Origin of the sequence: Mesorhizobium sp. M1227 (assembly GCF_040318315.1) — a bacterium.
In the GTDB taxonomy this organism is placed as follows: Bacteria; Pseudomonadota; Alphaproteobacteria; order Rhizobiales; family Rhizobiaceae; genus Mesorhizobium.
Genome location: NZ_JAMYLZ010000001.1, coordinates 117,384 through 141,158 on the forward strand (window position 1 = coordinate 117,384; position 23,775 = coordinate 141,158).

Below are 23,775 nucleotides of genomic sequence, written 5' to 3' on the forward strand. Positions count from 1 at the left end.
TCATGGCCATCTATGTCGTGATGAAGCCGCCAGGCCGCAGCGAAAGCGTGGACACTACCTTTATCCGTGACGGCTTTGCCTGGCTCGGCTTCCTGGTGCCGCCGCTGTGGCTGGCCTGGCACCGGCTGTGGGTCGAGGCGGCATTGGCGTTTGTCGCAATGGGCCTGCTCTCGATGCTAGGCGAAAGGCTGGACCTGGAAACAACCGGCTCGCTTTTATCCCTGCTTGTCATGCTCTTTGTCGGACTGGAAGGGCAGGGCTTGCGGATCGCAGCCCTGCGCCGTCGCGGCTGGCATGAATGGGGCGTGGTCGAGGCCGACAGGCTCGACGACGCAGACCTCCGCTATGCATTGGAAGCCGATGCTCAGTCGGATGAACAACCGACGGTGCAACGCATCGTCCCAGACGCAGCACATGCCCGGTCGGCGCAGATGGGCCTGGCGCTGGGGCTGAACCATATTCCGGGAAAGCCCTGAGATGAGGGTAGCGATCATCGATTACGGGTCGGGCAATCTGCGCTCGGCCACCAAGGCCTTCGAGCGTGCCGCGCATGAAGCCGGTATTGCCGCCGCGATCGAACTCACCGCCGATGCCGAGCGGGTCAGGACCGCCGACCGCATCGTCCTGCCCGGCGTCGGTGCCTATGCCGATTGCGCCGCTGGACTGCGTGCGGTCGCCGGCATGTGGGAAGCGGTCGAGGAGGTGGCGATCGCCAAGGCTCGGCCGTTCCTCGGCATCTGCGTCGGCATGCAGCTGATGTCGGAGCGAGGCCTGGAAAAGACCGTCACAAAGGGCTTTGGCTGGGTCGCCGGCGACGTCAAGGAGATCACGCCGGCCGATCCGACACTGAAGATCCCGCAGATCGGCTGGAACACGATTGACCTGAAGCGCAAGCATCCGCTGTTTTCCGGCATTGCGACGGGTGGCAAGGGACTGCACGCCTATTTCGTCCACTCCTACCATCTCGATGCACGGAAGGAGGATGAGGTGCTGGCGGTTGCCGACTATGGCGGCCCGGTAACGGCCGCTGTCACTCGCGACAACCTCGCCGGAACGCAATTCCACCCCGAGAAGAGCCAGGCGCTGGGCCTGGCGCTGATCACCAATTTCCTAGGCTGGAGGCCCTGAACCATGAGCAAGAAGGGCTATTGGATGGCAATGGTCGATGTCCGCGATCCCGAGATCTACAAGCGATATATCGAGGCCAATGCCGCGGCTTTCGCGAAATACGGCGCGAAGTTCCCGGTGCGCGCCGGGCGGTACACCAGCCCGGAAGGACCGGCAGGCAATCGCCACGTGCTGGTGGAATTCGAATCCTATGAAAAGGCGCTGGAATGCTACGGCTCGCCTGAATACCAGGAGGCGTTGAAGTACAGGCTCGCCGGCTCGACCGGCCACTTTGTCATCGTCGAAGGCGCCTGAAGGTGTTTCTGTTTCCGGCGATAGACCTCAAGGACGGCAAATGCGTGCGCCTCAGGCATGGCGACATGGCGACCGCCACCATCTACAATGACGATCCCGCCGCTCAGGCGCGCGTCTTCGAAGAGCAGGGCTTCGAATGGCTGCACGTCGTCGACCTCAACGGCGCCTTCAAGGGCCAGAGCGTCAACAGCGCCGCGGTCGGCGCCATCCTGAAGGCGACGAGCAATCCGGTGCAGCTCGGCGGCGGCATCCGCACCCTGGCGCAGATCGAGGACTGGCTCGACCGTGGGCTGGCCCGCGTCATTCTTGGCACCGTGGCGGTCCGCGATCCGGATCTGGTCAGGCAGGCCTGCAAGGCATTCCCGGGCAAGATCGCTGTCGGCATCGACGCCAAGGGCGGTAAGGTCGCGGTCGAAGGCTGGGCTGAGGCTTCGAGCCTCGGCGTCATTGAACTGGCGAGGAAATTCGAGGGTGCCGGCGTCGCCGCCATCATCTACACCGATATCGACCGCGACGGTGTGCTGACTGGCATCAACTGGGGCGCCACCATCGATCTCGCCGACGCGGTGTCGATCCCGGTTATCGCCTCGGGCGGGCTCGCCTCGATCGCCGACATCGTGCGCATGACCATGCCCGATGCCCGCAAGCTCGAAGGCGCGATCTCCGGCCGCGCCCTCTACGACGGCCGCATCGACCCGGCCGAGGCATTGGCGATCCTGCGTGGCAAACCGATGGCAGGGTGTGAAACGTGAAGGTCTCGATTATCGTTGCTCCCTACGACAGCGGGCACTATCTCGAAGGGTGCGGCCAGGGGCCGGACGCCATCGTCGGCGGTGGGCTGGTCGAAGCCCTGACCGTGGCTGGCCATGACGTCGCCGTCGAAGATATCGGCAAGGTCGGAGACGAGCAGGGGCGCGAAATTGCAACCGGCTTCGCCGTCTGCAACGCCGTCGCGACCAAGGTTAACCTCGCCCGCGATGGAGGACGCTTCCCCATTATCCTTGCTGGAAATTGCCTGACCGCCGCCGGTGCGGTTGCCGGCGAAGCGGCGGATTCGATCATCTGGATCGACCAGCATGGCGATCTCAACACGCCGGAGACGTCGGCCTACGGCTTTCTCGACGGCATGGCGCTGGCGGCGACGCTCGGGCTCTGCTGGCATCCGATGGCGGCAGCAATTCCGGGGTTCCGGCCGATAGACCCGGCGCGCTGCATGCTGGTCGATGCCCGCGACCTCGATCCCGACGAAAAGCGACTGCTGGAAACTTTGCCGATCGTGCGCACCGAATGTGCCGGTGCACTCGATATGATCGGAAAGCTCACGGCGACAGGGACTGTGCGGGCGCATCTGCATCTCGACCTGGATGTCCTCGATCCGGATGTGTTGCAGGTGAACCGCTACGCGCACCCGGGCGGCCCGAGTCCGGAACAGCTGCGGCAGCTTGCCTGCGGACTGGCCAGGTCAATCCCAATCGTCGGCGTGACGCTCTCGGCCTACGACCCGGCCTTTGATTCCCAGTCCGAAGTTCCGGTCGTCGTCGGCCAGCTGCTTGTCGATTTTCTTGCGGCGATCGAGAGGATCTGATGCTGAAAGCCCGCGTCATCCCCTGTCTCGACGTCAAGAACGGCCGTGTCGTCAAGGGCGTTAATTTCGTCGACCTGGTCGATGCCGGCGATCCCGTCGAAGCGGCAAAAGCATATGACGCGGCCGGCGCCGACGAGCTCTGCTTTCTCGACATCACCGCCTCGTCGGAAAACCGCGAGACCATTTTCGATGTCATCGCCCGCACCGCCGAACAATGTTTCATGCCGCTGACCGTTGGCGGTGGCGTCCGTCAGGTCGCCGACATCAGGAAGCTGCTACTGGCCGGCGCCGACAAGGTGTCGATCAACACGGCGGCGGTGAAGACCCCAAATTTTGTCGCCGAGGCTGCCGACAAATTCGGCAACCAGTGCATCGTCGTCGCCATCGATGCCAAGAAAGTGTCCGCTGCGAGCGAGGCTGATCGCTGGGAGATATTCACCCATGGCGGCCGCGAGAAGACCGGCATCGACGCCGTCGAGTTCGCTCGGCGAGTGGTCGATCTCGGCGCCGGCGAGATCCTGCTAACATCGATGGACCGCGACGGCACCAAGGCCGGCTACGACATAGCCCTTACCCGCGCGGTCGCCGATGCCGTACGCGTGCCGGTCATCGCTTCCGGTGGCGTCGGCACGCTCGACCACCTTGTCGAAGGCATTCGCGACGGCCATGCCGGCGCGGTGCTGGCGGCGTCGATCTTCCATTTCGGCACCTACAGCATCGCCGAAGCCAAGCTGCACATGGCTCAGGCCGGACTGCCGATGCGGCTGGACTCGCCGGGTAATCGGTCCTAGAGCCTTTCCGGCTAAGAAGAGGCTGTAAACGCCGTCATGACCGAGTTCTCGCTCTCCGATCTGGAGAAGATTATTGGCGAACGCGCACGTTCCGGCGATCCGGATTCGTGGACGGCCAAGCTCTTTCAGCGTGGCATGAGCAAGGCAGCGCAGAAACTCGGCGAAGAGGCAGTCGAAACGGTGATCGCAGCCGTCAGCGCCGACCGGGACGCGCTTGTTTCGGAAAGCGCCGATCTCATCTATCATTGGCTTGTCGTTCTCGGCATAGCGGACATTCCGCTGAGCGATGTGCTCAACGAGCTTGAACGCCGCACCGGTCGTTCGGGCATCGCCGAAAAGGCGTCTCGGCTGGACCGGGGCTGATCGCTGCGGAGGAACTCGATGGACCAGCTCGCTCCTACCGAGAAGTATTCACCCTATCGTTTCTTCTCGGCCGAGCAATGGTCGCGGTTCCGCGCCGATACGCCGATGACGCTGACCGCAGACGAGATCCATCGTCTGCGGTCGCTGAACGATCCGGTCGATCTCCACGAGGTCGAGCGCATCTATCTTTCGATGTCGCGGCTGTTGTCGGCTCATGTCGAAGCCAGTCAACTCCTGTTCAGGCAGCGCCAGGCCTTCTTCAACGCGCTGGACGCGGCCAAGACACCGTTCATCATCGGCATTGCCGGTTCCGTCGCGGTCGGCAAATCGACCACGGCGCGCGTGCTGAAGGAGCTGCTGGCGCGCTGGCCGTCGAGTCCCAAGGTCGACCTGGTCACCACCGATGGTTTCCTGCTGCCGAACGAAGTCCTGCGCCGCAACAACCTGATGGAGCGCAAGGGCTTTCCGGACAGCTACGACGTCGGCGCGCTGCTGCGCTTCCTGTCCGGCATCAAATCGGCGCAGCGCAACGTCCGCGCGCCGGTCTATTCGCACCTGACCTATGACGTCATCCCGGGCGCGTTCCAGACCATCGACCGGCCGGACATCCTGATCTTCGAGGGCATCAACGTCCTGCAGCCGGGCAAGCTGCCGAAGGATGGCAAGATCGTGCCTTTCCTGTCGGATTTCTTCGACTTTGCCATCTACATCGATGCCGAGGAGGCGCTGATCCATCACTGGTATATCGCCCGCTTCATGCGGTTGCGCGAAACCGCCTTCCGCGACCCGGCCTCCTTCTTTCACCGCTATTCGCAACTTTCCGAGGATGCGGCCCGCGCCATCGCCGAGGGCCTGTGGACCAACATCAACCTGAAGAATCTGCGCGAGAATATATTGCCGACCCGCGCCCGAGCCGATCTCATCCTGCGCAAGGGCGCCAACCATCTGGTCGAGGAAGTGGCGCTCAGGAAACTGTGAAATCCCGGGACATTCCTTAAAGTCATCTTAACCCAGTCTTTCTATTGTCGGGCCTGATCTGCGGGCTCGGCAAACAAATGAATGCGCCATTCCTAAACATCGATCGGCCGGCAGCTGACCGCATCGCACGTCCGGGCAGCGGCGGCGCAACGATTGCCCTGATCGTGCCTGTCCACAATGAGGAAGGCGCAATTGCTCCATTCCTGAAGGCGGTATGCGAAAGCACCGCGCCGCTGAAGGACAAAGGCGTTGCCCTCGAGTTCATCTTCGTCAACGACGGCAGCAGCGATACGACGCTCGAAAAGCTGATCGAAGCCCAACAAACCGATCCACGCATCCACGTAATCGACCTTTCACGCAATTTCGGCAAGGAAGCCGCGATGACCGCGGGGCTCGACAGCTGCGATGCCGATGCAGCGATCCCGATGGATGTCGATATGCAGGATCCGCCGCATGTCATTCCGCTGCTTGTAGAAAAGTGGCGCGAGGGTTTTGAGGTTGTTCTGGCCAAGCGAGCCAATCGGTCGAGCGACAGCTTTCTCAAGCAGCGCTCCGCCTCGATGTTCTACCGCGTTCACAACTGGATCGCGCAGCAGAAGATCCCGCACGATGTCGGCGACTTCCGTTTGATCGACCGCCAGGTCATCCAGGCGCTGCGGTCTTTGCCCGAACGCCGTCGTTTCATGAAGGGCCTGTTCGCCTGGGTCGGGTTCCGTACTGCAAGCGTCGAATATGTCCGCGATCAGCGCATCGCCGGCCAGTCGAAATTCTCCGGCTGGAAGCTGTGGAACTTCGCGCTCGAAGGCATCACCAGCTTCTCCACCGCTCCGCTTGAAATCTGGACCTATGTCGGCGCGACGATTTCCGCGCTGTCGTTCCTCTACGGCCTGCTGATCGTCGCCAAGACAATGATCTTTGGCGTTGATGTGCCCGGCTACGCCTCCCTGCTGGTCAGTGTTCTTTTCCTTGGCGGCATCCAGTTACTCGGCATCGGCATCATCGGACAATACCTCGGCAGGGTCTACGCCGAGATCAAGCAGCGTCCGATCTATATCGTGCGCCGCAAATATGAGGGAATGAGCTGATGGAGATCGACGCTTACCGACAGATGGCCGCCACCGAAGACGAGCATTGGTGGTTCTGCGGGCGTCGCGCCATCGCCGAGGCGGTCATTCGCAGCATCGGCCTGCCTGAAAACGCGCGCATCGTAGAGATCGGCGCCGGCACCGGCGGCAACATCCGGATGCTGGAGCAGTTCGGCGCAGTGACGGCAGTCGAGATGAGCGATCTCGCGCGCAGGATTGCCTGGGAAAAGACCGGCCGCGACTTCCTCGCCGGACATCTGCCGGACAACATTCCTGTCGCGCCGCAAAGCTGCGACCTCGTCTGCCTGTTCGACGTGCTGGAACATGTCGCCGAAGACGAGGCGTCGCTTGCCGCGATCCGCCAGATGCTGAAGCCGGGCGGCGGCGTCGTCCTCACGGTGCCAGCACACCAATGGTTGTGGAGCACGCATGATGTTGGGCTGCATCACATGCGGCGCTATTCACGCAATCTGCTGCGTGAACGAATCGAAAGGGCTGGTTTCGCGATCGACCGGCTGAGCTACACAAATGCCGCGCTCTTCCCGGTAGCGGCGCTGGCACGACTGGTGGACAGGTTGCGCAAATCGGCCTTGCCAGCCGGCCATGCCACGCCGCCAAAACCACTGAATGCGGCGATGAAGGCAGTGTTTTCGGCGGAAGGCCGCATCATACCAAATGCAAACCTGCCCTTCGGGGTTTCGCTGCTGGCGGTATTCCGCAAGGACAGCGCCGTCGAAACCGCTCGCCCCGACGAGAAATTGGCAGCTTGACCGCGTCATGGCCACCGGCTCGTATCGTCGACTATCGCGCTTTGCGCTGATTGGCATCGTGTCGACGCTGATCTACGCCGTTTGCGCTTTTCTGCTGTCGCGTGGACAGGCAACGGCGGCCCTGCCGGCGGCGCTCACATCGTTTGCGGCCTACGCCGTCGCCGCGCTGTTCTCCTACACCGGGCATAAATATTTCACCTTCACCTCGGGCGGCAGCCACGCGATGGAACTGCCCCGCTTCCTCCTGCTCACCGCTTCCGGCCTCGCCGTCGCGATCGCCCTGCCGGCGCTTTTGACCCAGATGCTCGGCATCCCCGCCGCAGTCCCGATCCTGCTTACCTGCATTGCCGTGCCGGTCATCAACTATGTCGTCCTCGGGCGCTGGGTGTTTCGTGGTCTCTAGCGCGCGACCCCTCAATGAACTGCTGCCCGGCGCCAACCGCTTCTCGCCCTTTGCGGGCGTAGCGGGTGCTCCGTTGCTGCTGGCCTGCCTGGTCGTCACATACGCCGTCTGGCTATCCACCGTTGCAATCCCGACCAATGTCGACGTGTCATGGCTTCTGGTCGTCTGCGACCGCCTGCTTGGCGGAGAGCGGCTCAACACGGACATCGTGGAGACGAACCCACCTTTCTCGATCTGGCTCTACATGCCATTCATGCTCCTGGAAAAGCTCACCGGCATACGTGCGGAATTCTGGCTGACGCTTGGCGTCGTTTGCCTGAGCCTGGCCAGTCTTTTCGGTTCCGTCCGTATTCTCGCGCGCGATGAACCGGTCTACCGGCAGCCCCATGCGCTGTGGGCGGCAGCGGCGGCCCTGTTTTTGATCCTGTGTTTCATGCCGGATCAATTCGGCCAACGCGAGCACTTCGCATTGATTGCCATTCTGCCTTGGGTGGCGTTGCAATGCACACGTCAGCGGAACCTGGATTTCAGCGCGGGCTCGCGCCTGGAGCACATGGTCGCCGGGTTCTGCGCGGCGGTCGTGGTCATGGTCAAGCCGCCCTATTTTGTGCTGGCCTTCATGTTGCCGTCGCTCTGTCTTGCGCTTGAAAGGCGGTCGCTGAGACCGCTCTTCGTCGCAGAGAACCTGATGGGCGCTGCGATCGTGGCCGCCTATATCGCGTCCATCGCGCTCTTCGACCGCGCTTACGTCAGCGACGTCCTGCCCTTGGTCAGGGAGGTCTATCTTCCGTTGAGGGCCTCTGCCGCCGATATGCTGGCAAACTGGCCGAAAGTGGTGCTGCTTCTAGCCGCCGCCACCATGCTAGCGGCCGGCGGCCTGAGAAACACGAACTGGGACGTCAGGATTCCGCTCCTGACCGCCCTGGGGTTCATTCCGGCCTTCATCGTCATGGGCAAGGGTTGGCCCAATCACGCGCTGCCGATGGTCGTTGTTGCGACACTTGCATTTGGCATGCAGCTTGTGCGGTTCGGCACATTCGGCAGTGCAGGCATCGTTCGCAAGGCCGCCCTGATCTTCGGCTGCGTGCTGGTGCTGCAAATAGCGGTCAGGGCACAGTACGCGGCGCTGACGACGGATAACGGCCCGATCGCCCGGTCTGTCGCCGCGATCCGCGCAACGGTCGAAACCCCGGCCATCATGTCGATTGCCGACCAGATGCAGGTTGCCCATCCCCTCGCCAGGCTGGTCGGCGGCAGGTTCATATCACGCCATCCGAGCGCCTGGGCGGTCTCCAACGCGGACACGCTCGCCCGCGTCACCGGCGATCTCGAACGGAGACCGGAACTTGAAAGCATCCGCGATCGGGTGATCGGCGAAAACGCCGCCGAGATATCAGCGAAGAAGCCCGATATCGTGCTGTCAGGCTCGCCGGCGTGGACTGCCCTGATGCTGCAGGACAAGCGGATCCAGGTCGCCTTGGCCGACTATCGTCTGCTGCACGCCGAGCCGGAAATCACTGTCTATCTGCGTTACACGGCGCCTGCGCCGCTCCAAACCGATAGAGCAGGAGCCCCCGGAAACCCATGACACGGCTGGATCCAATCGCTCCGCTGGACGACATATGGCTCGATCTCGAGAGCCTCGGTGCAACAGCATGAGCGTCTCGAACGACATTAGCGGCTTGAGCCGCTGGCGCGAACGGGATATTGCGGCGCCGCTGCTTCCTAGCCGCAATGTCCTGGCCATTGCCGCAGTCACCGTCTTCTCGATCTTCTGGCAGCGACGTTGGGGGACTGTTCCCGACACTAGCTGGCTGATCACGGTCTGCGAGCGTATGCTGTCCGGTGAGCGGCTTTACTCGCAAATCTACGAGACCAATCCCCCATTCAGCGTCTGGCTCTATCTGCCGCCAGTGGCTGCGGCCAGATTGCTGGGCACCGCCCCGGAAATCCTGGTTGAGGCCTGGACATACCTTGCCGTGCTTATCGGACTTTCGCTCTCGGGCGTGATCGTCAAGCGTGCGGGTTTCACCGAAACTGCATCATTGTTTGCACTGGGGCCAGCGTTTTGCGCAATGTTGGTGGTCTTCCCCGGAAATGCCTTCAGCGAGCGGGAGCATATCGGCATGGCACTTTTCATGCCGCTGCTTGCGCTTCATGCCTGGCGCGCGCGCAGAGATGCAGCTGCCCAACCAGACCCCGGGCTCGCCGTACTCGCCGGCCTGTCGGGCAGCATTCTGCTGCTGGTCAAGCCCTACTATGCGATCATGGTGTTGGCGCCGGCGCTGGTCGTTGCAGTGCGCCGGCGCAGTCTGAAATCGATCTTCGCCCTGGAACACTGGGTCATTGGCGGCATCTGCGTTGTCTATCTCGGCACCGTCACGCTGATCCATCCGGAATTCGTGCGCGACATCTATCCCCTCTTGGCGGACGTTTATGCAAAGATCGGCATCTTTTGGCCGATTGTGATCGGCTACGGTTTCTCGTGGTGTTTCCTTGTCTTCCTGATCTGGTGGCTGTGGCCTGCCAAGCGATTTCCAGAGCTGGCGGCGGTAGCGTTGGCGGCATCGATCGCTGGCATGTTTCCCCTGTTCTACCAAGCCAAAGGCTGGTCTTATCATGCCTATCCCGCGATCTTTTGCGCTGTGGCAGCCATTTTCTGCCTGTTGGCACTGCCCAGGATCGTGCAGCAGTCGTCGAAGCTGTTGACGTTCGTGACGGCTCCTTCGCGAGCTTGGGCATTGGCGGCGGTGGCAATCGCTTTCTTGCCGTACTGGAGCACCCAGAAACCAGGGCCGGCGCTGGTTGCCGCAATTCGCGCCGCCACCGATCGGCCGACCGTAGCGTTGGTCAGTTCGGATATTTCCTCGGGACATCCGTTGAACCGTATGATCGATGGGCAGTTCGTTTCGACCCACGTCAGCGATTGGCTTGGAGCGTTCGCACTTTCCCTGTCCCGGCAGGCAGCTCTCTCGGGTGACACCGCCGAAGCCATGCGTTACCGAGCCATCATGGCGCGCTACGTCGAAAGCAAACGCGAAGAGTTCGCGCGTCTGCGCCCGGATATCGTCGTCTTCAAGAAAAACAACACGATGTGGACAAGCCAACTGATGGGGCGTTTTGGCTTTGACGCCATCCTGGCGCACTACCGCATTCTTATCGAGGACGAGACCGAGCGCATCTATCTGCGCGACGATTATGTCCGCCCGGGCCACCGGCCACCCGAACAGCCTATTTCGGCATCGTCACCCGTCGCAGCGTCAGATTGATGCGGCCGCCACTCCTGAGCAATGCCGAGGTCGACGGGTAGATACGGTCGACGCCGTGAAAGCAGAGCCGCCCTTCGCCGCCAAGCACGACGACGTCGCCGCTCCTCAGCCTGAACGATTTGGTGGCGCCGTCGCGCGTCGTCTGGCCGACCCGGAACAGGCAATCGTCGCCAAGCGACACCGAGACGACAGGCGCGGAGAAATCGCTCTCGTCGCGGTCCTGGTGAAGACCCATCTTGGCATCCTGCGCATAGAAATTGACCAGGCAGGCTTCCGGCGGGTGCGCATAGGCAGACACATCCCGCCACAGTTCGAGCAGCATCTCCGGGATCGGCGGCCAAGGCCTTCCGGTCACCGGATGGGTCGGCTGGTAGCGATAGCCGTGCTCCTTGTCGGTGACCCAGCCCAGCGGACCGCAATTGGTCATGCGCACGCTCATCTCCTTGCCGGTACGCGGCATCGCCGGCACGAACAGCGGCGCGTTCTGCACGATCTGCCTGATATCTTCCACCAGCACTTCCTGCATGGCGCGCGACAGGTAGCCGGGCATATGGCGGACGCCTTTGGGCAGTACGAGCATCGCGTCGCTTAATCCGTTGGTCTGGAAAAATCAGAATGCCACCGTCAAATGAAAACGGCGACCCGAAAGCCGCCTCCGACGGTGGCTGCGCGCTTTAACCGGCGATCTGAGATCCGAAGCCGCTTCGGCAGTCACTCATCCCCGACCCGGCCGCGCAGTTTCTTGATCGAGCCGCGCCCGGCCTTGCTCTTGAGCCGTCTTTCGACCGCGCCTTTGGACGGCCTGGTCTTCTTGCGCGGCGGTGGTGGTGGTTCGGCGGCCTTGGCGACCAGTGCCGTCAGCCGCGCCCGGGCGTCCGCCCGGTTCTGCTCCTGGGTGCGGAAGCGTCCGGCTTCAATGACGATGACGCCGTCTTTGGTGGCGCGCTGGCCGGCAAGCTTGATGGTCCGTTCGCGCACCCGCTCCGACAGGCCAGCCGCATTGGCGGCATCGAAGCGCAATTGCACTGCCGTCGCCACCTTGTTGACGTTCTGGCCGCCCGGGCCGGACGAACGGATGAAGTCCTCGTGCAGGTCGCCCGGATTAATCACCGCATCGTCGGTAATGATGATCTTGTCGTCGGCGTTCATGCCGCACTCATGGCGCGGCAGGCGAAAAAAGAAAAGGCCCGATTGAAGCCGGGCCTTGAAGCATCACCAGGGGCGACGGCTATTCAGCCGCTACCTGCATGCGTGGTGCGGCGCCGAGCACGGTGGCGTCGACATGGGCTTCGAACTTTTCGAAATTGTCGACGAACATGCCGACCAGCCTTGCCGCCTGCCGGTCGTAGGCGGGCTTGTCGATCCAGGTCGATCTAGGGTCGAGAATGGCGCGGTCGACGCCGGCAACCGTCACCGGTACGTCGAAACCGAAATTGGCGTCGGTGCGGAAGTTGGCCGCTTTCAGCGAGCCGTCGAGCGCCGCCGCAAGCAGCGCCCGCGTTGCTTTGATAGGCATTCGCTTGCCGGTGCCGTAGGCGCCGCCGGTCCAGCCGGTGTTGACCAGCCAGCAATCGACGCCGTGGCGGGCGATGAGCTCGCGCAGCAGATTGCCGTATTCCGACGGATGCCGCGGCATGAATGGTGCGCCGAAGCATGTCGAAAATGTCGCTTCGGGTTCCGTAACACCCTTCTCGGTCCCCGCCACCTTGGCGGTATAGCCGGAGAGGAAATGGTACATGGCCTGCGCCGGGGTCAACCGCGCGATCGGCGGCATCACACCGAATGCGTCGGCGGTCAGCATGATGATGTTCTTCGGGTGGCTGGCGCGCCCCGTCTTGCTGGCATTGGGGATGAAGTGGAGCGGGTAGGCGCAGCGTGTGTTTTCGGTCAGCCCGCCGTCGTCGAAATCCGGCACGCGGCCTGCGTCGAGCGCCACATTCTCCAGCACCGTGCCGAAGCGCTGGGTGGTCGCGAAGATCTCCGGCTCGGCTTCGGCCGAAAGCTTGATCGTCTTGGCATAGCAGCCGCCCTCGAAATTGAAGATGCCGTGCGGTCCCCAGCCATGCTCGTCGTCGCCGACCAGCGTGCGCGACGGGTCGGCCGACAACGTCGTCTTGCCGGTCCCGGAAAGGCCGAAGAAAACGGCCGCGTCGCCGACGGGCCCTTCATTGGCCGAGCAGTGCATCGGCATCACACCCTTTGCCGGCAGCAGATAGTTGAGCACGGTGAACACCGACTTCTTCATCTCGCCGGCATACGAGGTACCGCCGATCAACACGATCTTGTGCGAAAGATCGACGGCAATCACCGTTTCGCCGCGCGTGCCGTGGCGGGTGGGATCGGCGCGGAACGACGGCAGGTCGATGATCGTCAAATCGGGCATGAAATGCTCGAGTTCGGCGGCGGCCGGTCGGATGAGCAGATTGCGGATGAACAAGGAGTGCCAGGCAAGCTCCGTGATCACCCTGGTCGGCAGCTTCAGTTCCTCGTCGGCGCCGCCGACCAGGTCCTGCACATAAAGGTCCGTTCCGGCCGCGTGGGCGCGAAAATCGGCAAGCAGCGTATCGAACTGGATCGGCGAAATCGCTTTGTTGTTGTCCCACCATATATGCGGCGCGGTGCTTTCGTCGCGCACCACGAATTTGTCCCTGGGCGAGCGGCCGGTGTGCTGCCCGGTCTCGGCGGCAAGCGCGCCATGCGCGGTGAGTCGGGCCTCGCCACGGCGGATTGCCTCCTCGTAGAGCGCGGCCGCGCCGAAATTATAGCGTACCACGCCCGTGGTTCTCAGGCCGATGCGATCGATTGCACATGCAGGATTGCGTTTGCCGGCTTCCGACATGGGTGTCCCTTCTTCGATTTACCGCGTCTTTACCGGCGAATTCCGGAACCCCCATTGCAGGAGCTAAAAACGTCAAAACCAGAAAAGGCGAATGATATCAAATCATTAATCGATTTAAATATTTTGAAAGTTGTTTAAATCGTTTATATGTGCAAAAACACTGATGGTTGCCCAAAGGATTGGCGATGTTCATTCGTCCAATCCATATCGAGGTACAATTGTGGCCGTCGACATGCCGCGCGTGACAGCGGATACAGCCTGTGCCACATTTTGTACCTAATTTGTCCTGCAAAAGCCCCTTCTCGACGAAAGAAGGGACAGCTCATGAGGGAGCCGCTTGAAATGGCAACAATCGCGCTTGTCGACGACGATCGCAACATTCTGACTTCGGTTTCGATCGCCCTCGAATCCGAGGGTTATCGGGTCGAAACCTACACCGATGGGGCATCGGCGCTGGAGGGACTGGCGGCGCGCCCGCCGAACCTCGCCATCCTCGACATCAAGATGCCGCGCATGGACGGCATGGAGTTGCTGCGCCGGATGCGTCAGAAATCCGACCTGCCAGTAATCTTCCTGACCTCCAAGGACGATGAGATCGATGAACTGTTCGGCCTCAAGATGGGCGCCGACGACTTCATCCGCAAACCCTTCTCGCAGCGTCTTCTGGTGGAGCGCGTCCGCGCCGTGCTGCGCCGCGCCAGCACCCGCGAGGCGGCGGCCAAGGCGCCCAACCAGCAGGCCCGGTCGCTTGAGCGCGGCCAGCTTGTCATGGACCAGGAGCGCCACACCTGCACCTGGAAGGGCGAGCCGGTGACGCTGACCGTCACCGAGTTCCTCATCCTGCATTCGCTGGCACAGCGTCCGGGGGTCGTAAAAAGCCGTGATGCGCTGATGGATTCGGCTTATGATGAGCAGGTCTATGTCGATGACCGCACCATCGACAGTCACATCAAGCGGCTGCGCAAAAAGTTCAAGGCCGTCGATGATGACTTCGAAATGATCGAAACCCTTTACGGAGTCGGATATCGGTTCCGCGAAGCTTGAGTCGAGCGGGAGCTGCTATTCGATGGCAGTGCAAGTAGAGCGAGTGAGACGGTCGGGCGCCGCCAGGCGCCCGCCGCGGATTCTGCCCGCCTTCGTGTCGAAAATTACGGTGCCGATGCGCCGGTTTCTCGGCCATCACATCTTTTCCAGCCTGACGCGGCGTATCCTCTTTCTCAACCTTGCCGGCCTTGCCGTCCTGGTCACCGGCATTCTCTATCTCAATACCTTTCGCGACGGGCTGATCGACGCCCGTGTCGAGAGCCTGATGACTCAAGGCGAGATCATCGCCGGCGCGATCGCCGCCTCGGCGACGGTCGAGACCGATTCGATCAGCATCGATCCGGAGAAGCTGCTCGAGTTGCAGGCCGGCGAAAGCCTCGGCCCGGGCTCCGATCAGCTCGACAACCTCGATTTCCCGATCAATCCGGAGCGCGTGGCGCCGGTGCTCAGGCGGTTGATCTCGCCGACGCGCACACGCGCCCGCATTTACGACCGCGACGCCAACCTGCTGCTCGATTCCCGCCATCTCTATTCGCGCGGCCAGATCCTTCGCTACGACCTGCCGCCGGTCGAAGAGGAACAGCCAGACCTTCTGGAGCGCATCCAGAAATTCGTCTTCGATTTCTTCCGCAACAAGCAGCTGCCTGTCTATCGCGAGCAGCCGGGTGGCAACGGCGCCGCGTTTCCGGAAGTGGTCAAGGCGCTTACCGGCAGCCCGTCGACGATCGTGCGGATCTCGGAGCAGGGCGAGCAGATCGTTTCTGTGGCGGTGCCGATCCAGCGCTTCCGTGCCGTTCTCGGCGTGCTGATGCTGTCGACCGAAGGCGGCGACATCGACAAGATCGTCGCGGCCGAGCGCAAGGCGATCCTGCGCGTGTTCGGCATTGCCGCCCTGGTTACCGCCATCCTGTCGATGCTGCTGGCCTCCACCATCGCCAACCCGCTGCGCCGGCTTTCCGCGGCGGCGGTCAGGGTTCGCCGCGGCGTCAAGAACCGCGAGGAAATCCCCGACTTCTCCGACCGCCAGGACGAGATCGGCAATCTGTCGATCGCCGTGCGCGACATGACCAACGCGCTCTACGCCCGCATCGAGGCGATCGAAAGTTTTGCCGCGGATGTCTCGCACGAGTTGAAGAACCCGCTTACCTCGCTGCGCAGCGCGGTGGAGACATTGCCGCTGGCCAGGAACGACAATTCGCGCAGCCGGCTGATGGATATCATCCAGCACGATGTGAGGCGGCTTGACCGTCTCATCACCGATATTTCCGATGCCTCCCGTCTCGATGCCGAGCTGGCGCGGGAAGATGCAGGAACCGTCGACCTCAAGAAGTTCATCACCGATCTGGTCGCCGTCTCGCGCGAGGCCACGCGCAACAAGAAGGCGGTCGAGATCGAATTCAAGGTCGCCAAACTGCCACAGGGCGTGAAAGGCTACTTCGTCGTCGGTCATGATCTGAGGATCGGCCAGGTGATCACCAACCTGATCGAGAATGCCCGCTCGTTCGTTCCCGAGGAACGTGGCCACATCACCATATCGCTGGCGCGCGCCGGCAAGTTCAACATCGTCACCATCGACGACAATGGACCCGGTATCCGGGCCGATAACATCGATCGCATTTTCGAGCGGTTCTATACCGATCGGCCGGCCGGCGAGGCGTTCGGTCAGAACTCGGGCCTTGGCCTGTCGATATCCAGGCAGATCGTTGAAGCCCATGGCGGCACGCTGAGCGCCGAGAACATCCCGGGCACCAAGCCTGGCGAGATCAAGGGCGCGCGCTTCGTGGTGACGCTGCCGGCGGAAGGCTGACGGATGAATTCCAATCACGCCTGGTCCTATTGTGCAGCCTGAAAATATTCACGGCACCGCGATCCTGATAGGTGATCGCGGCATTCTCATCACCGGACCGTCCGGCTTGGGCAAGACGACGCTGGCGCTCGCCTTGATCGATCATTGCAGCCAGCGTGGGCTGTTTTCCCGGCTGATCGGCGATGACCAGCTCTATGCTGCAGATTGCGACGGGCGGCTAGTCTGCCGCGCACCAGCCAGCATAGCCGGCCTCGTCGAGGTCCCGGGATTCGGCCCCAAACCGATACGGTTCGAGCCAAGCTGCGTGTTCGACCTCATTATCCGGCTGGTGCCAGCCGGCAAAATGGCCCGCTTCCAGGAAGACTGCTGCGAACTCGTTGTCGGCGTACCAGTGCCGCGCATCGATCTTGCCGGGCGCAATGTAGCGGCGGCCTTGCCGGCAGTGATGTCGCGCCTGTCGATTGCGCCTTTCCTGTGATCCGATTTCGATTTTTTGCTGCAATGCGTCAAATTGGCTTGGGCCGGCGCAATTTTGGGCTTGTCAACGGGCCTTGCGTCGACAAGATAGCGCTCCCGCCACCTGGAACGGTCGGCGAGCATAAAATGCGCCTGTGAAGCGGCGATGACGGGAGCCACCAAAGAATGATCGGACTCGTGCTTGTAACGCACGGTCAACTGGCCGCCGAGTTCCGCAATGCCGTGGAACATGTCGTTGGGCCACAAGACAATTTCGAGACCGTGGCGATCGGTGCCGACGACGATATGGAACAGCGCCGCCGCGACATTATCGAGGCAGTCGGCCGCGTCGATACGGGATCAGGCGTCATCGTTTTGACCGACATGTTCGGCGGCACTCCCTCTAACCTCGCCATTTCCGTGATGGAATCCGGGCGTATCGAGGTCATTGCCGGCATGAACCTGCCGATGCTGATCAAGCTGTCCAGCGTTCGCAAGGGCGACAACATGACGGCCGCGCTGGATGAGGCGCAGGCTGCCGGCCGTAAATACATCAATGTCGCCAGTCAACTCCTGAGCAGCAAATGAGCGCGCTGTTGCCGGAAAAGGACAAGATCGTTCGCGACTTTCCGATCGTCAACCAGCGCGGCCTGCACGCACGCGCCTCGGCCAAGTTCGTTCAAGTCGCCAGCGGCTTCAACGCCACGGTCCAGGTCGAGAAGGACGGCGTCAAGGTCGGCGGCACCTCGATCATGGGCCTGATGATGCTGGCGGCGAGCCCCGGTTATTCGATACGCGTCACCGCCACCGGCCCGGAGGCCGAAGAGGTCATCGATGCGCTGGAGCAACTGGTTGCTTCCCGTTTCGGCGAGGAGTGCTGACGGCTTCGCCGACGGCACCTGGTACGGCATGTTCGGGCGCAACCTTGCGGCGGTGAAGGAAATCGCATTTTTGCGCGACCGTCGTGTATTTTGTTCTTGCTTTGTGCCGGCAGCTATGCTACTAATTTCGCTATGGTGCCAATTGGCCCCGAAGACCCGCCCGCCGAGGCGGGTTTTTGTTTCCGGCTTTGAAAGTGTTGCCGATTTGAGGTCTGAGGGACGGCCACCTTGGACAGCACCCCTTCTGCGCGCTCTCATGGCCGCCGCCGCTGAAGACATGCACGGATAAAGATTTCTTTATATCCCATTGTCGTCCCACTCCCGATCTGCTAGTCAGGCCGGCAACTCGCGCCCTCCGAAATGCCTTCGGGGCGGGCGCGTCCCGCAATCAATTCGCATCGGAGCACTGCCATGACGGGTAGCAAGGACTATGTGGTCGCTGACATCGCGCTTGCCGGCTGGGGCCGCAAGGAGATCGAGATCGCCGAAACCGAAATGCCCGGCCTGATGGCCTGCCGCGAGGAATTCGGCGACAAGAAGCCGCTCAAGGGCGCGCGCATCACCGGTTCGCTGCACATGACCATCCAGACGGCGGTGCTGATCGAAACGCTGAAAGCGCTCGGCGCCGACATCCGCTGGGCTTCCTGCAATATCTTCTCGACCCAGGACCACGCTGCCGCGGCCATTGCCGAGGCCGGAATTCCGGTGTTTGCCGTCAAGGGCGAGACGCTGGAGGATTATTGGGTCTACACCGACAAGATCTTCCAGTGGGCCGATGGCGGCACCTCCAACATGATCCTCGACGACGGTGGCGATGCCACCATGTACATCCTGATCGGCGCCCGCGCCGAGGCCGGCGAGGATGTGCTGTCCAATCCGGGCAGCGAAGAGGAAGAGATCCTGTTTGCCCAGATCAAGAAACGCATGCAGGCATCGCCCGGCTTCTTCACCAAGCAGAAGGAAGCGATCCGCGGCGTCACCGAAGAGACGACGACCGGCGTCAACCGGCTCTATCAGTTGCAGAAAAAAGGCCTGCTGCCGTTCCCGGCGATCAACGTCAATGATTCCGTCACCAAGTCGAAATTCGACAACAAATATGGCTGCAAGGAATCGCTTGTCGACGGCATTCGCCGCGGCACCGACACGATGATGGCCGGCAAGGTCGCGGTTGTCTGCGGCTATGGCGACGTCGGCAAAGGCTCGTCGGCTTCGCTCAAGGGCGCCGGCGCCCGCGTCAAGGTCACCGAGGTCGATCCGATCTGCGCGCTGCAGGCGGCGATGGACGGTTTCGAGGTGGTCACGCTCGAAGACGCAGCGCCGACGGCCGACATCGTCATCACCACCACCGGCAACAAGGACGTCGTTACCCTCGACCACATGCGCCTGATGAAGGACATGGTGATCGTCGGCAACATCGGTCACTTCGACAACGAGATCCAGGTGGCGTCGCTGCGCAACCTGAAATGGACCAACATCAAGCCTCAGGTGGATATGATCACCTTCCCGGATGGCAAGCGGATGATCCTTTTGTCGGAAGGCCGCCTGCTCAACCTCGGCAACGCTACCGGCCACCCGAGCTTCGTCATGTCGGCGTCCTTCACCAACCAGGTGTTGGCCCAGATCGAGCTGTACACCAAGCCCGGCCAGTACGAGAACCAGGTCTATGTCCTGCCGAAGCATCTCGACGAAAAGGTCGCGCGCCTGCATCTCGACAAGCTCGGTGCCCGCCTGACCGAACTGTCCGGCGAACAGGCCGCCTATATCGGCGTCACTCCGCAGGGACCGTTCAAGCCGGAACACTACCGCTATTAACCACGGCGAAACTTGCCACTAGATATTGAAGCCAGGCGATTGACTTTTCGCCCGGCTTTATTTTTGCGCTGATTGATTCTTCACGCCGATTCGCGCAAGCGCTATGGTGCTGATTCGCGGTCCGGGGACGAGGCCCGGGCGCACGCATCAGGGCGGTCTTGTATTCAGGCGGCGAAGAGGACCAAGACATGCCGGGGGATAACCCGCCTTGCGCGGGACAGGCCGTTTCCGGCGGCCATAACGATTCGATCACGGGCTCCGCTGCCAGAGGCGGCAGCCTTCTTTGGCGCGCCGGCAGCCGTGTCGGGGTGCTGCTTGCTTCTTCCGCGTTGGTTGGTCCGCTGCTTGGCTTTACTGCACATGCCCAAACCCGCGTGGCGCAAAAGGCCGGGCTGTCGGTCAGCACGGTCGAGGTCATGCAACTCGCCATGTTCGTCGGCGTCATGGGGGCGGCATTGCTGTCGGCCATATTTCTGATCCGCGAACGGGCGCGCACCGCGGCGGAAAATGCCGAGCTCAGGACCCGTATCGCCGACGTCAATGCCGCGCTGCAGCGCTCGGAGGCGCTGCTCCATTCCCGCGATCAGCGCGTGGTGGTATGGGCGGCCGAGAACAAGAAGCCCGAGCTTGTCGGGACATTGCCGATCGAGAGCGGCGCGCCGGAGGACCGGGCGGCCTTCCTGGCTTTCGGCCGCTGGCTGATGCCGCGTTCGGCGGCCGCACTCGAACATGCCGTCGCGGCACTGCGGGACAAGGCAAAGCCGTTCGATCTGGTCATCGAATCGCAGGCCGGCCAGCCGCTCGAGGTTCACGGCCGCAAGAGTGCGGCGCATGTGCTGGTTCGCTTCGTCTCGCTTTCGGAGACACAGCGAAGCCAGGCCAGGCTGAAGATCGAGAACCAGCGCTTAGCCGCCGACCATGAGACGCTGATCGGTCTTCTGGATGCGCTCAAGATGCCGTCATGGCTGCGTACTGTCGACGGGCGGCTGAAATGGGTCAACCGCGCCTATGCCGAAGCGGTTGAGGCCGAGAATGCCGAAGCGGCGGTCCGCGATGGCAAGGAATTCCTCGGTGGCCAGGCGCGCGACACGATCGCTGCGCAGCACAAGTCGCGCGCGGTCTTTGAACAGACGCTCTCCACGGTCATCGAAGGCGACCGCCGTATGTTTGCCGTGACCGATTTTGCCGGGGCGGATGGTTCGGCTGGTCTTGCCTGCGACATCAGCGCTATCGAGGCCATTCGCGCCGAATACGAGCGGACCATGCAGAGCCACGCCGACACGCTCGATCAGCTCAACACCGCCGTGGCGATTTTCGACACCGACGAGAAATTGCGGTTTTTCAATCAGGCGTTCCAGAAACTATGGGGCCTCGACAGCGGCTTCCTGCACAGCGCGCCGGACAACGCCTTGCTGCTCGACCGCCTGCGCAGCGAAGGCAAGATCGCCGAGCAGCCCGAATGGCGGCGCTGGAAAGAGAGCCTGCTCGGCGCTTACCGCGCGGTTGAATCGCAGGAGCATTGGTGGCATCTGCCGGACGGCAAGACCATTCGCGTCGTCGCCAATCCGCAGCCCAAGGGCGGCGTCACCTGGGTGTTCGAGAACCTGACCGAGAAGATGGACCTTGAAAGCCGCTACCAGACCGCCGTCCGGGTCCAGGGCGAGACGCTCGACAACCTCGCCGAAGGCGTCGCTGTGTTCGGCCCCGACGGCAGGCTGAGATTGTCGAACCCGGCGTTCGCGGCATTGTGGGGGCTGGATGCCGATGCCTCAAAACCCAACGTCCATGTCTCGACGATCCGCGACCTTTGCGACCGCAGTGCCGTCGACAGTCCGTGGGGCGGGTTCGTTGCCGCCATCACCGGCTTCGACGACGAGCGCCGCGACCGCCACGGCCAAACCGAATTGAACAACGGCACCGTTTTGCGCTACGCCGTCATCCCTTTGCCCAACGGCCAAGTGATGATGACCTTCGTCGACGTTACCGACAGCGTCAATGTCGAGCGGGCGCTGAAGGACAAGAATGAGGCGCTGCAAAAGTCCGACCAGATCAAGAACGAATTCGTGCAGCACGTCTCCTATGAGCTGCGCTCGCCACTCACCAACATCATCGGCTTTACCGAGCTTCTTTCACTGCCGTCGACTGGTCCGCTGAACCAGAAGCAACGCGAATATATCGGGCATGTCGGCTCGTCCTCCTCGGTCCTGCTCACCATCGTCAACGACATCCTCGACCTGGCGACGGTGGATGCCGGCATCATGGAACTCGACATTTCCGAAGTTCACATCGATCGAACCATTACGGCTGCCGCCGAACTGGTCGCCGACCGGCTGGAGGAACATGCGATCAAGCTCAGGATCGACGCGGCGGCCGCGCCGAAAACCTTCCACGGCGACGAGATCCGCGTCCGCCAGATCCTCTTCAATCTGCTCAGCAATGCCGCCAATTACGCGCCGGAGGCGAGCACCATAACGCTCGCCTGCCGCCAACTTGCCGACGGCGTAGAATTTTCCGTTCACGATGACGGCCCCGGCATGCCGCCGGACCTGCTTGACTCAGTGTTCCGGCGCTTCGAGCCGCGCACCAATGGCGGCCGCCGCCGTGGCGCCGGGCTCGGCCTGTCGATCGTCAAGAGCTTTGTCGAACTGCATGGCGGCAGCGTCCGCATCGAGACCGGCAGGGATAAGGGCACCACGGTTGTTTGCGCCTTTCCCGACACGCCGTCCGGCATCCGCGCGGCGGCCGAGTAGCGCGTTCGATGGCGGTATTGGTGCTGGAGCGTTTTCTCGCCGACGAGGCTGCGACGGCAAGGTTCGGCGAGGATCTCGCCATGTCGCTGCGCATTGGCGACGTGCTCGCCCTCAAGGGCGATCTCGGCGCCGGCAAATCGACCTTGGCACGGGCGCTGATCAGGGCACTGGCCGACGATGCCGGGCTCGACGTGCCGAGCCCGACCTTCACGCTGGTCCAGAGCTACGACACGCGTGTGCCGGTTCATCATTTCGATCTCTACCGCTTGGGCACGGCATCCGAGCTGGACGAGCTGGGCTTCGACGAGGCGCTGACGCAAGGCGCCGCGCTGGTCGAATGGCCGGAGCGGGCAGAGGCATATCTGCCGAAAACCTCGGTGCTGGTCGAACTTCTCCAGCAGGGCGACGGCCGACTGGCGAGACTATCGGGAGAGGGCGCCGCCTTCGAGCGCGCGGCGCGATCGCTGGCAATGCGCGATTTTCTCGGGCAGGCCGGTTGGGGCGAAGCGCAGCGACGATATTTCATCGGTGATGCCTCGGCTCGCTCCTACGAGATCGTCACGCTCGCCGGATTTCCGCCGCGCGTGCTGATGAACTCGCCAAGGCTGGTGCTCGGACCGCCAGTCCGCGACGGCAAACCCTATGCCGAGATCGCTCACACCGCGCAATCCGTTTCGGCGTTCGTCGCCATCGACCGGGCCTTGCGGGCCGGCGGCGTCAGCGTCCCGGAAATCCATGCCCAGGATCTCGAGCAGGGTTTTCTTCTGCTGGAGCATCTCGGTTCCCAAGGCTTCCTCGACAAGCGCGGCCAGCCGGTGGCCGCGCGTTATGCGGCGGCGGCCGAACTGCTTGCCATGATGCACGGCAAAACATGGCCGGCCCGCATGCAGGCCGGCCCCGGCGTCTTCCACGACGTGCCGCCTTTCGACCGCGACGCCATGATGATCGAGGCCGAATTGCTGGTCGACTGGTATGTCCCGGCGATATCAGGCGCTTCGCCAAGCGAGGCGTTGCGCGCCGGTTATCGCAGCGAATGGAGTGCGGTGGTCGATCGGCTCGAGGGGCGCGAATACACGCTGATGCTGCGCGACTTTCATTCGCCCAACCTGATCTGGCGCGCTGACCGTTTCGGTCACGACCGCCTCGGCGTCGTCGATGTCCAGGATGCGCTGATCGGTCCGTCAGCCTACGACGTCGCCTCGCTCGCCATGGACGCGCGCGTCACCATCTCACCTGAAATCGAAAAGCACACGCTCGCCGCCTACATCGCCGCGCGACGTGCTGCCGGTGCCTTCGATGAGAACGAATTCCGCGAAACCTATGCAATCATGGCCGCACAGCGCAATTCCAAGATCCTCGGCATCTTCGTGCGGCTCGAAAAACGCGACGGCAAGCCTTATTATCTGAAGCATCTGCCGCGCATCCGCGACTATCTTCGCCGGGCACTGGCGCATCCGGCGCTGGCCGGGCTGCAGGATTTCTACATCGCCCACGGCTTCCTGGAGGAACGCTCGATTTGA

General features: G+C 62.4%; 24 protein-coding genes. 21 read left to right on the forward strand and 3 right to left on the reverse strand.

Features of this window, described 5'->3' with window-relative positions:
- Window positions 1-2 precede the first annotated feature (2 nt).
- From NKH28_RS00595 to NKH28_RS00655, 13 genes are all read left to right on the forward strand, one after another.
- Complete coding sequence (locus NKH28_RS00595; protein WP_352451667.1) at window positions 3-476, forward strand: DUF2628 domain-containing protein; 474 nt, start codon at window positions 3-5, stop codon at window positions 474-476.
- 1 nt (window position 477) lies between these two features.
- Window positions 478-1,128: an imidazole glycerol phosphate synthase subunit HisH gene (hisH, locus tag NKH28_RS00600; RefSeq protein WP_352977519.1), complete on the forward strand. Its 651-nt coding sequence runs from the start codon at window positions 478-480 to the stop codon at window positions 1,126-1,128.
- 3 nt (window positions 1,129-1,131) lie between these two features.
- Window positions 1,132-1,422 (forward strand): DUF1330 domain-containing protein, encoded by a 291-nt coding sequence (locus NKH28_RS00605; protein ID WP_352472581.1) that lies wholly within the window; start codon window positions 1,132-1,134, stop codon window positions 1,420-1,422.
- Window positions 1,423-1,424: 2 nt separating this feature from the next.
- On the forward strand, window positions 1,425-2,174 hold the full coding sequence (hisA, locus tag NKH28_RS00610) for a 1-(5-phosphoribosyl)-5-[(5-phosphoribosylamino)methylideneamino]imidazole-4-carboxamide isomerase (RefSeq protein ID WP_352977521.1): 750 nt from the start codon (window positions 1,425-1,427) through the stop codon (window positions 2,172-2,174).
- On the forward strand, window positions 2,171-3,007 hold the full coding sequence (locus tag NKH28_RS00615; protein ID WP_352977523.1) for an arginase family protein: 837 nt from the start codon (window positions 2,171-2,173) through the stop codon (window positions 3,005-3,007). The genes hisA and NKH28_RS00615 overlap by 4 nt, the downstream gene beginning before the upstream one ends.
- Window positions 3,004-3,798 (forward strand): imidazole glycerol phosphate synthase subunit HisF, encoded by a 795-nt coding sequence (hisF, locus tag NKH28_RS00620; protein ID WP_023677537.1) that lies wholly within the window; start codon window positions 3,004-3,006, stop codon window positions 3,796-3,798. Before NKH28_RS00615 ends, hisF begins: the two co-directional genes overlap by 4 nt.
- 36 nt (window positions 3,799-3,834) lie before the next feature.
- Window positions 3,835-4,161 carry a phosphoribosyl-ATP diphosphatase gene (locus tag NKH28_RS00625; RefSeq protein WP_254815934.1) on the forward strand — a complete coding sequence of 109 codons (327 nt, stop codon included), beginning with the start codon at window positions 3,835-3,837 and terminating at the stop codon, window positions 4,159-4,161.
- A gap of 18 nt (window positions 4,162-4,179) precedes the next feature.
- Window positions 4,180-5,139 (forward strand): type I pantothenate kinase, encoded by a 960-nt coding sequence (gene coaA / locus NKH28_RS00630; RefSeq protein ID WP_352977525.1) that lies wholly within the window; start codon window positions 4,180-4,182, stop codon window positions 5,137-5,139.
- A 77-nt stretch (window positions 5,140-5,216) separates the two neighbouring features.
- Window positions 5,217-6,224, forward strand: coding sequence for a glycosyltransferase family 2 protein (locus NKH28_RS00635; protein ID WP_352454814.1), 1,008 nt, complete (start codon window positions 5,217-5,219; stop codon window positions 6,222-6,224).
- On the forward strand, window positions 6,224-6,994 hold the full coding sequence (locus NKH28_RS00640; RefSeq protein ID WP_352977527.1) for a class I SAM-dependent methyltransferase: 771 nt from the start codon (window positions 6,224-6,226) through the stop codon (window positions 6,992-6,994). Before NKH28_RS00635 ends, NKH28_RS00640 begins: the two co-directional genes overlap by 1 nt.
- A 7-nt stretch (window positions 6,995-7,001) precedes the next feature.
- Complete coding sequence (locus NKH28_RS00645) at window positions 7,002-7,397, forward strand: GtrA family protein (RefSeq protein WP_352977529.1); 396 nt, start codon at window positions 7,002-7,004, stop codon at window positions 7,395-7,397.
- A complete protein-coding gene (locus NKH28_RS00650) occupies window positions 7,387-8,985 on the forward strand; it encodes a hypothetical protein (protein WP_352977531.1) in 1,599 nt (532 codons plus the stop codon). Before NKH28_RS00645 ends, NKH28_RS00650 begins: the two co-directional genes overlap by 11 nt.
- 247 nt (window positions 8,986-9,232) lie before the next feature.
- The gene (locus NKH28_RS00655) at window positions 9,233-10,666 is read left to right on the forward strand and encodes a hypothetical protein (protein WP_352977533.1); all 1,434 of its coding nucleotides are present in this window, start codon (window positions 9,233-9,235) and stop codon (window positions 10,664-10,666) included.
- On the opposite strand, the gene NKH28_RS00660 is transcribed toward NKH28_RS00655, so the two are convergent.
- From NKH28_RS00660 to NKH28_RS00670, 3 genes are all read right to left on the reverse strand, one after another.
- A complete protein-coding gene (locus tag NKH28_RS00660; RefSeq protein ID WP_352919882.1) occupies window positions 10,629-11,246 on the reverse strand; it encodes an alpha-ketoglutarate-dependent dioxygenase AlkB family protein in 618 nt (205 codons plus the stop codon). The genes NKH28_RS00655 and NKH28_RS00660 overlap by 38 nt on opposite strands.
- A gap of 131 nt (window positions 11,247-11,377) precedes the next feature.
- A complete protein-coding gene (arfB, locus tag NKH28_RS00665; RefSeq protein WP_023677545.1) occupies window positions 11,378-11,815 on the reverse strand; it encodes an alternative ribosome rescue aminoacyl-tRNA hydrolase ArfB in 438 nt (145 codons plus the stop codon).
- 79 nt (window positions 11,816-11,894) lie between these two features.
- A complete protein-coding gene (locus tag NKH28_RS00670) occupies window positions 11,895-13,505 on the reverse strand; it encodes a phosphoenolpyruvate carboxykinase (RefSeq protein WP_352977535.1) in 1,611 nt (536 codons plus the stop codon).
- A 342-nt stretch (window positions 13,506-13,847) separates the two neighbouring features.
- Here NKH28_RS00670 and NKH28_RS00675 point away from each other — a divergent pair, with 342 nt between their 5' ends.
- The 8 genes from NKH28_RS00675 (at window position 13,848) to tsaE (ending at window position 23,775) form a co-directional block, all read left to right on the forward strand.
- Window positions 13,848-14,549, forward strand: coding sequence for a response regulator transcription factor (locus NKH28_RS00675; protein WP_023677547.1), 702 nt, complete (start codon window positions 13,848-13,850; stop codon window positions 14,547-14,549).
- 22 nt (window positions 14,550-14,571) lie between these two features.
- A complete protein-coding gene (locus NKH28_RS00680; RefSeq protein ID WP_023677548.1) occupies window positions 14,572-16,356 on the forward strand; it encodes a sensor histidine kinase in 1,785 nt (594 codons plus the stop codon).
- Window positions 16,357-16,387: 31 nt separating this feature from the next.
- Window positions 16,388-16,834: an HPr kinase/phosphorylase gene (locus NKH28_RS00685; RefSeq protein WP_352977537.1), complete on the forward strand. Its 447-nt coding sequence runs from the start codon at window positions 16,388-16,390 to the stop codon at window positions 16,832-16,834.
- 164 nt (window positions 16,835-16,998) lie between these two features.
- The gene (locus NKH28_RS00690) at window positions 16,999-17,400 is read left to right on the forward strand and encodes a PTS sugar transporter subunit IIA (RefSeq protein WP_023677550.1); all 402 of its coding nucleotides are present in this window, start codon (window positions 16,999-17,001) and stop codon (window positions 17,398-17,400) included.
- The gene (locus tag NKH28_RS00695; protein ID WP_352736768.1) at window positions 17,397-17,693 is read left to right on the forward strand and encodes an HPr family phosphocarrier protein; all 297 of its coding nucleotides are present in this window, start codon (window positions 17,397-17,399) and stop codon (window positions 17,691-17,693) included. Before NKH28_RS00690 ends, NKH28_RS00695 begins: the two co-directional genes overlap by 4 nt.
- Window positions 17,694-18,104: 411 nt before the next feature.
- Window positions 18,105-19,505: an adenosylhomocysteinase gene (gene ahcY / locus NKH28_RS00700; protein ID WP_023677552.1), complete on the forward strand. Its 1,401-nt coding sequence runs from the start codon at window positions 18,105-18,107 to the stop codon at window positions 19,503-19,505.
- A gap of 188 nt (window positions 19,506-19,693) precedes the next feature.
- Window positions 19,694-22,255, forward strand: coding sequence for a sensor histidine kinase (locus tag NKH28_RS00705; RefSeq protein ID WP_352977539.1), 2,562 nt, complete (start codon window positions 19,694-19,696; stop codon window positions 22,253-22,255).
- 8 nt (window positions 22,256-22,263) lie between these two features.
- Window positions 22,264-23,775 (forward strand): tRNA (adenosine(37)-N6)-threonylcarbamoyltransferase complex ATPase subunit type 1 TsaE, encoded by a 1,512-nt coding sequence (gene tsaE / locus NKH28_RS00710; protein WP_352977542.1) that lies wholly within the window; start codon window positions 22,264-22,266, stop codon window positions 23,773-23,775.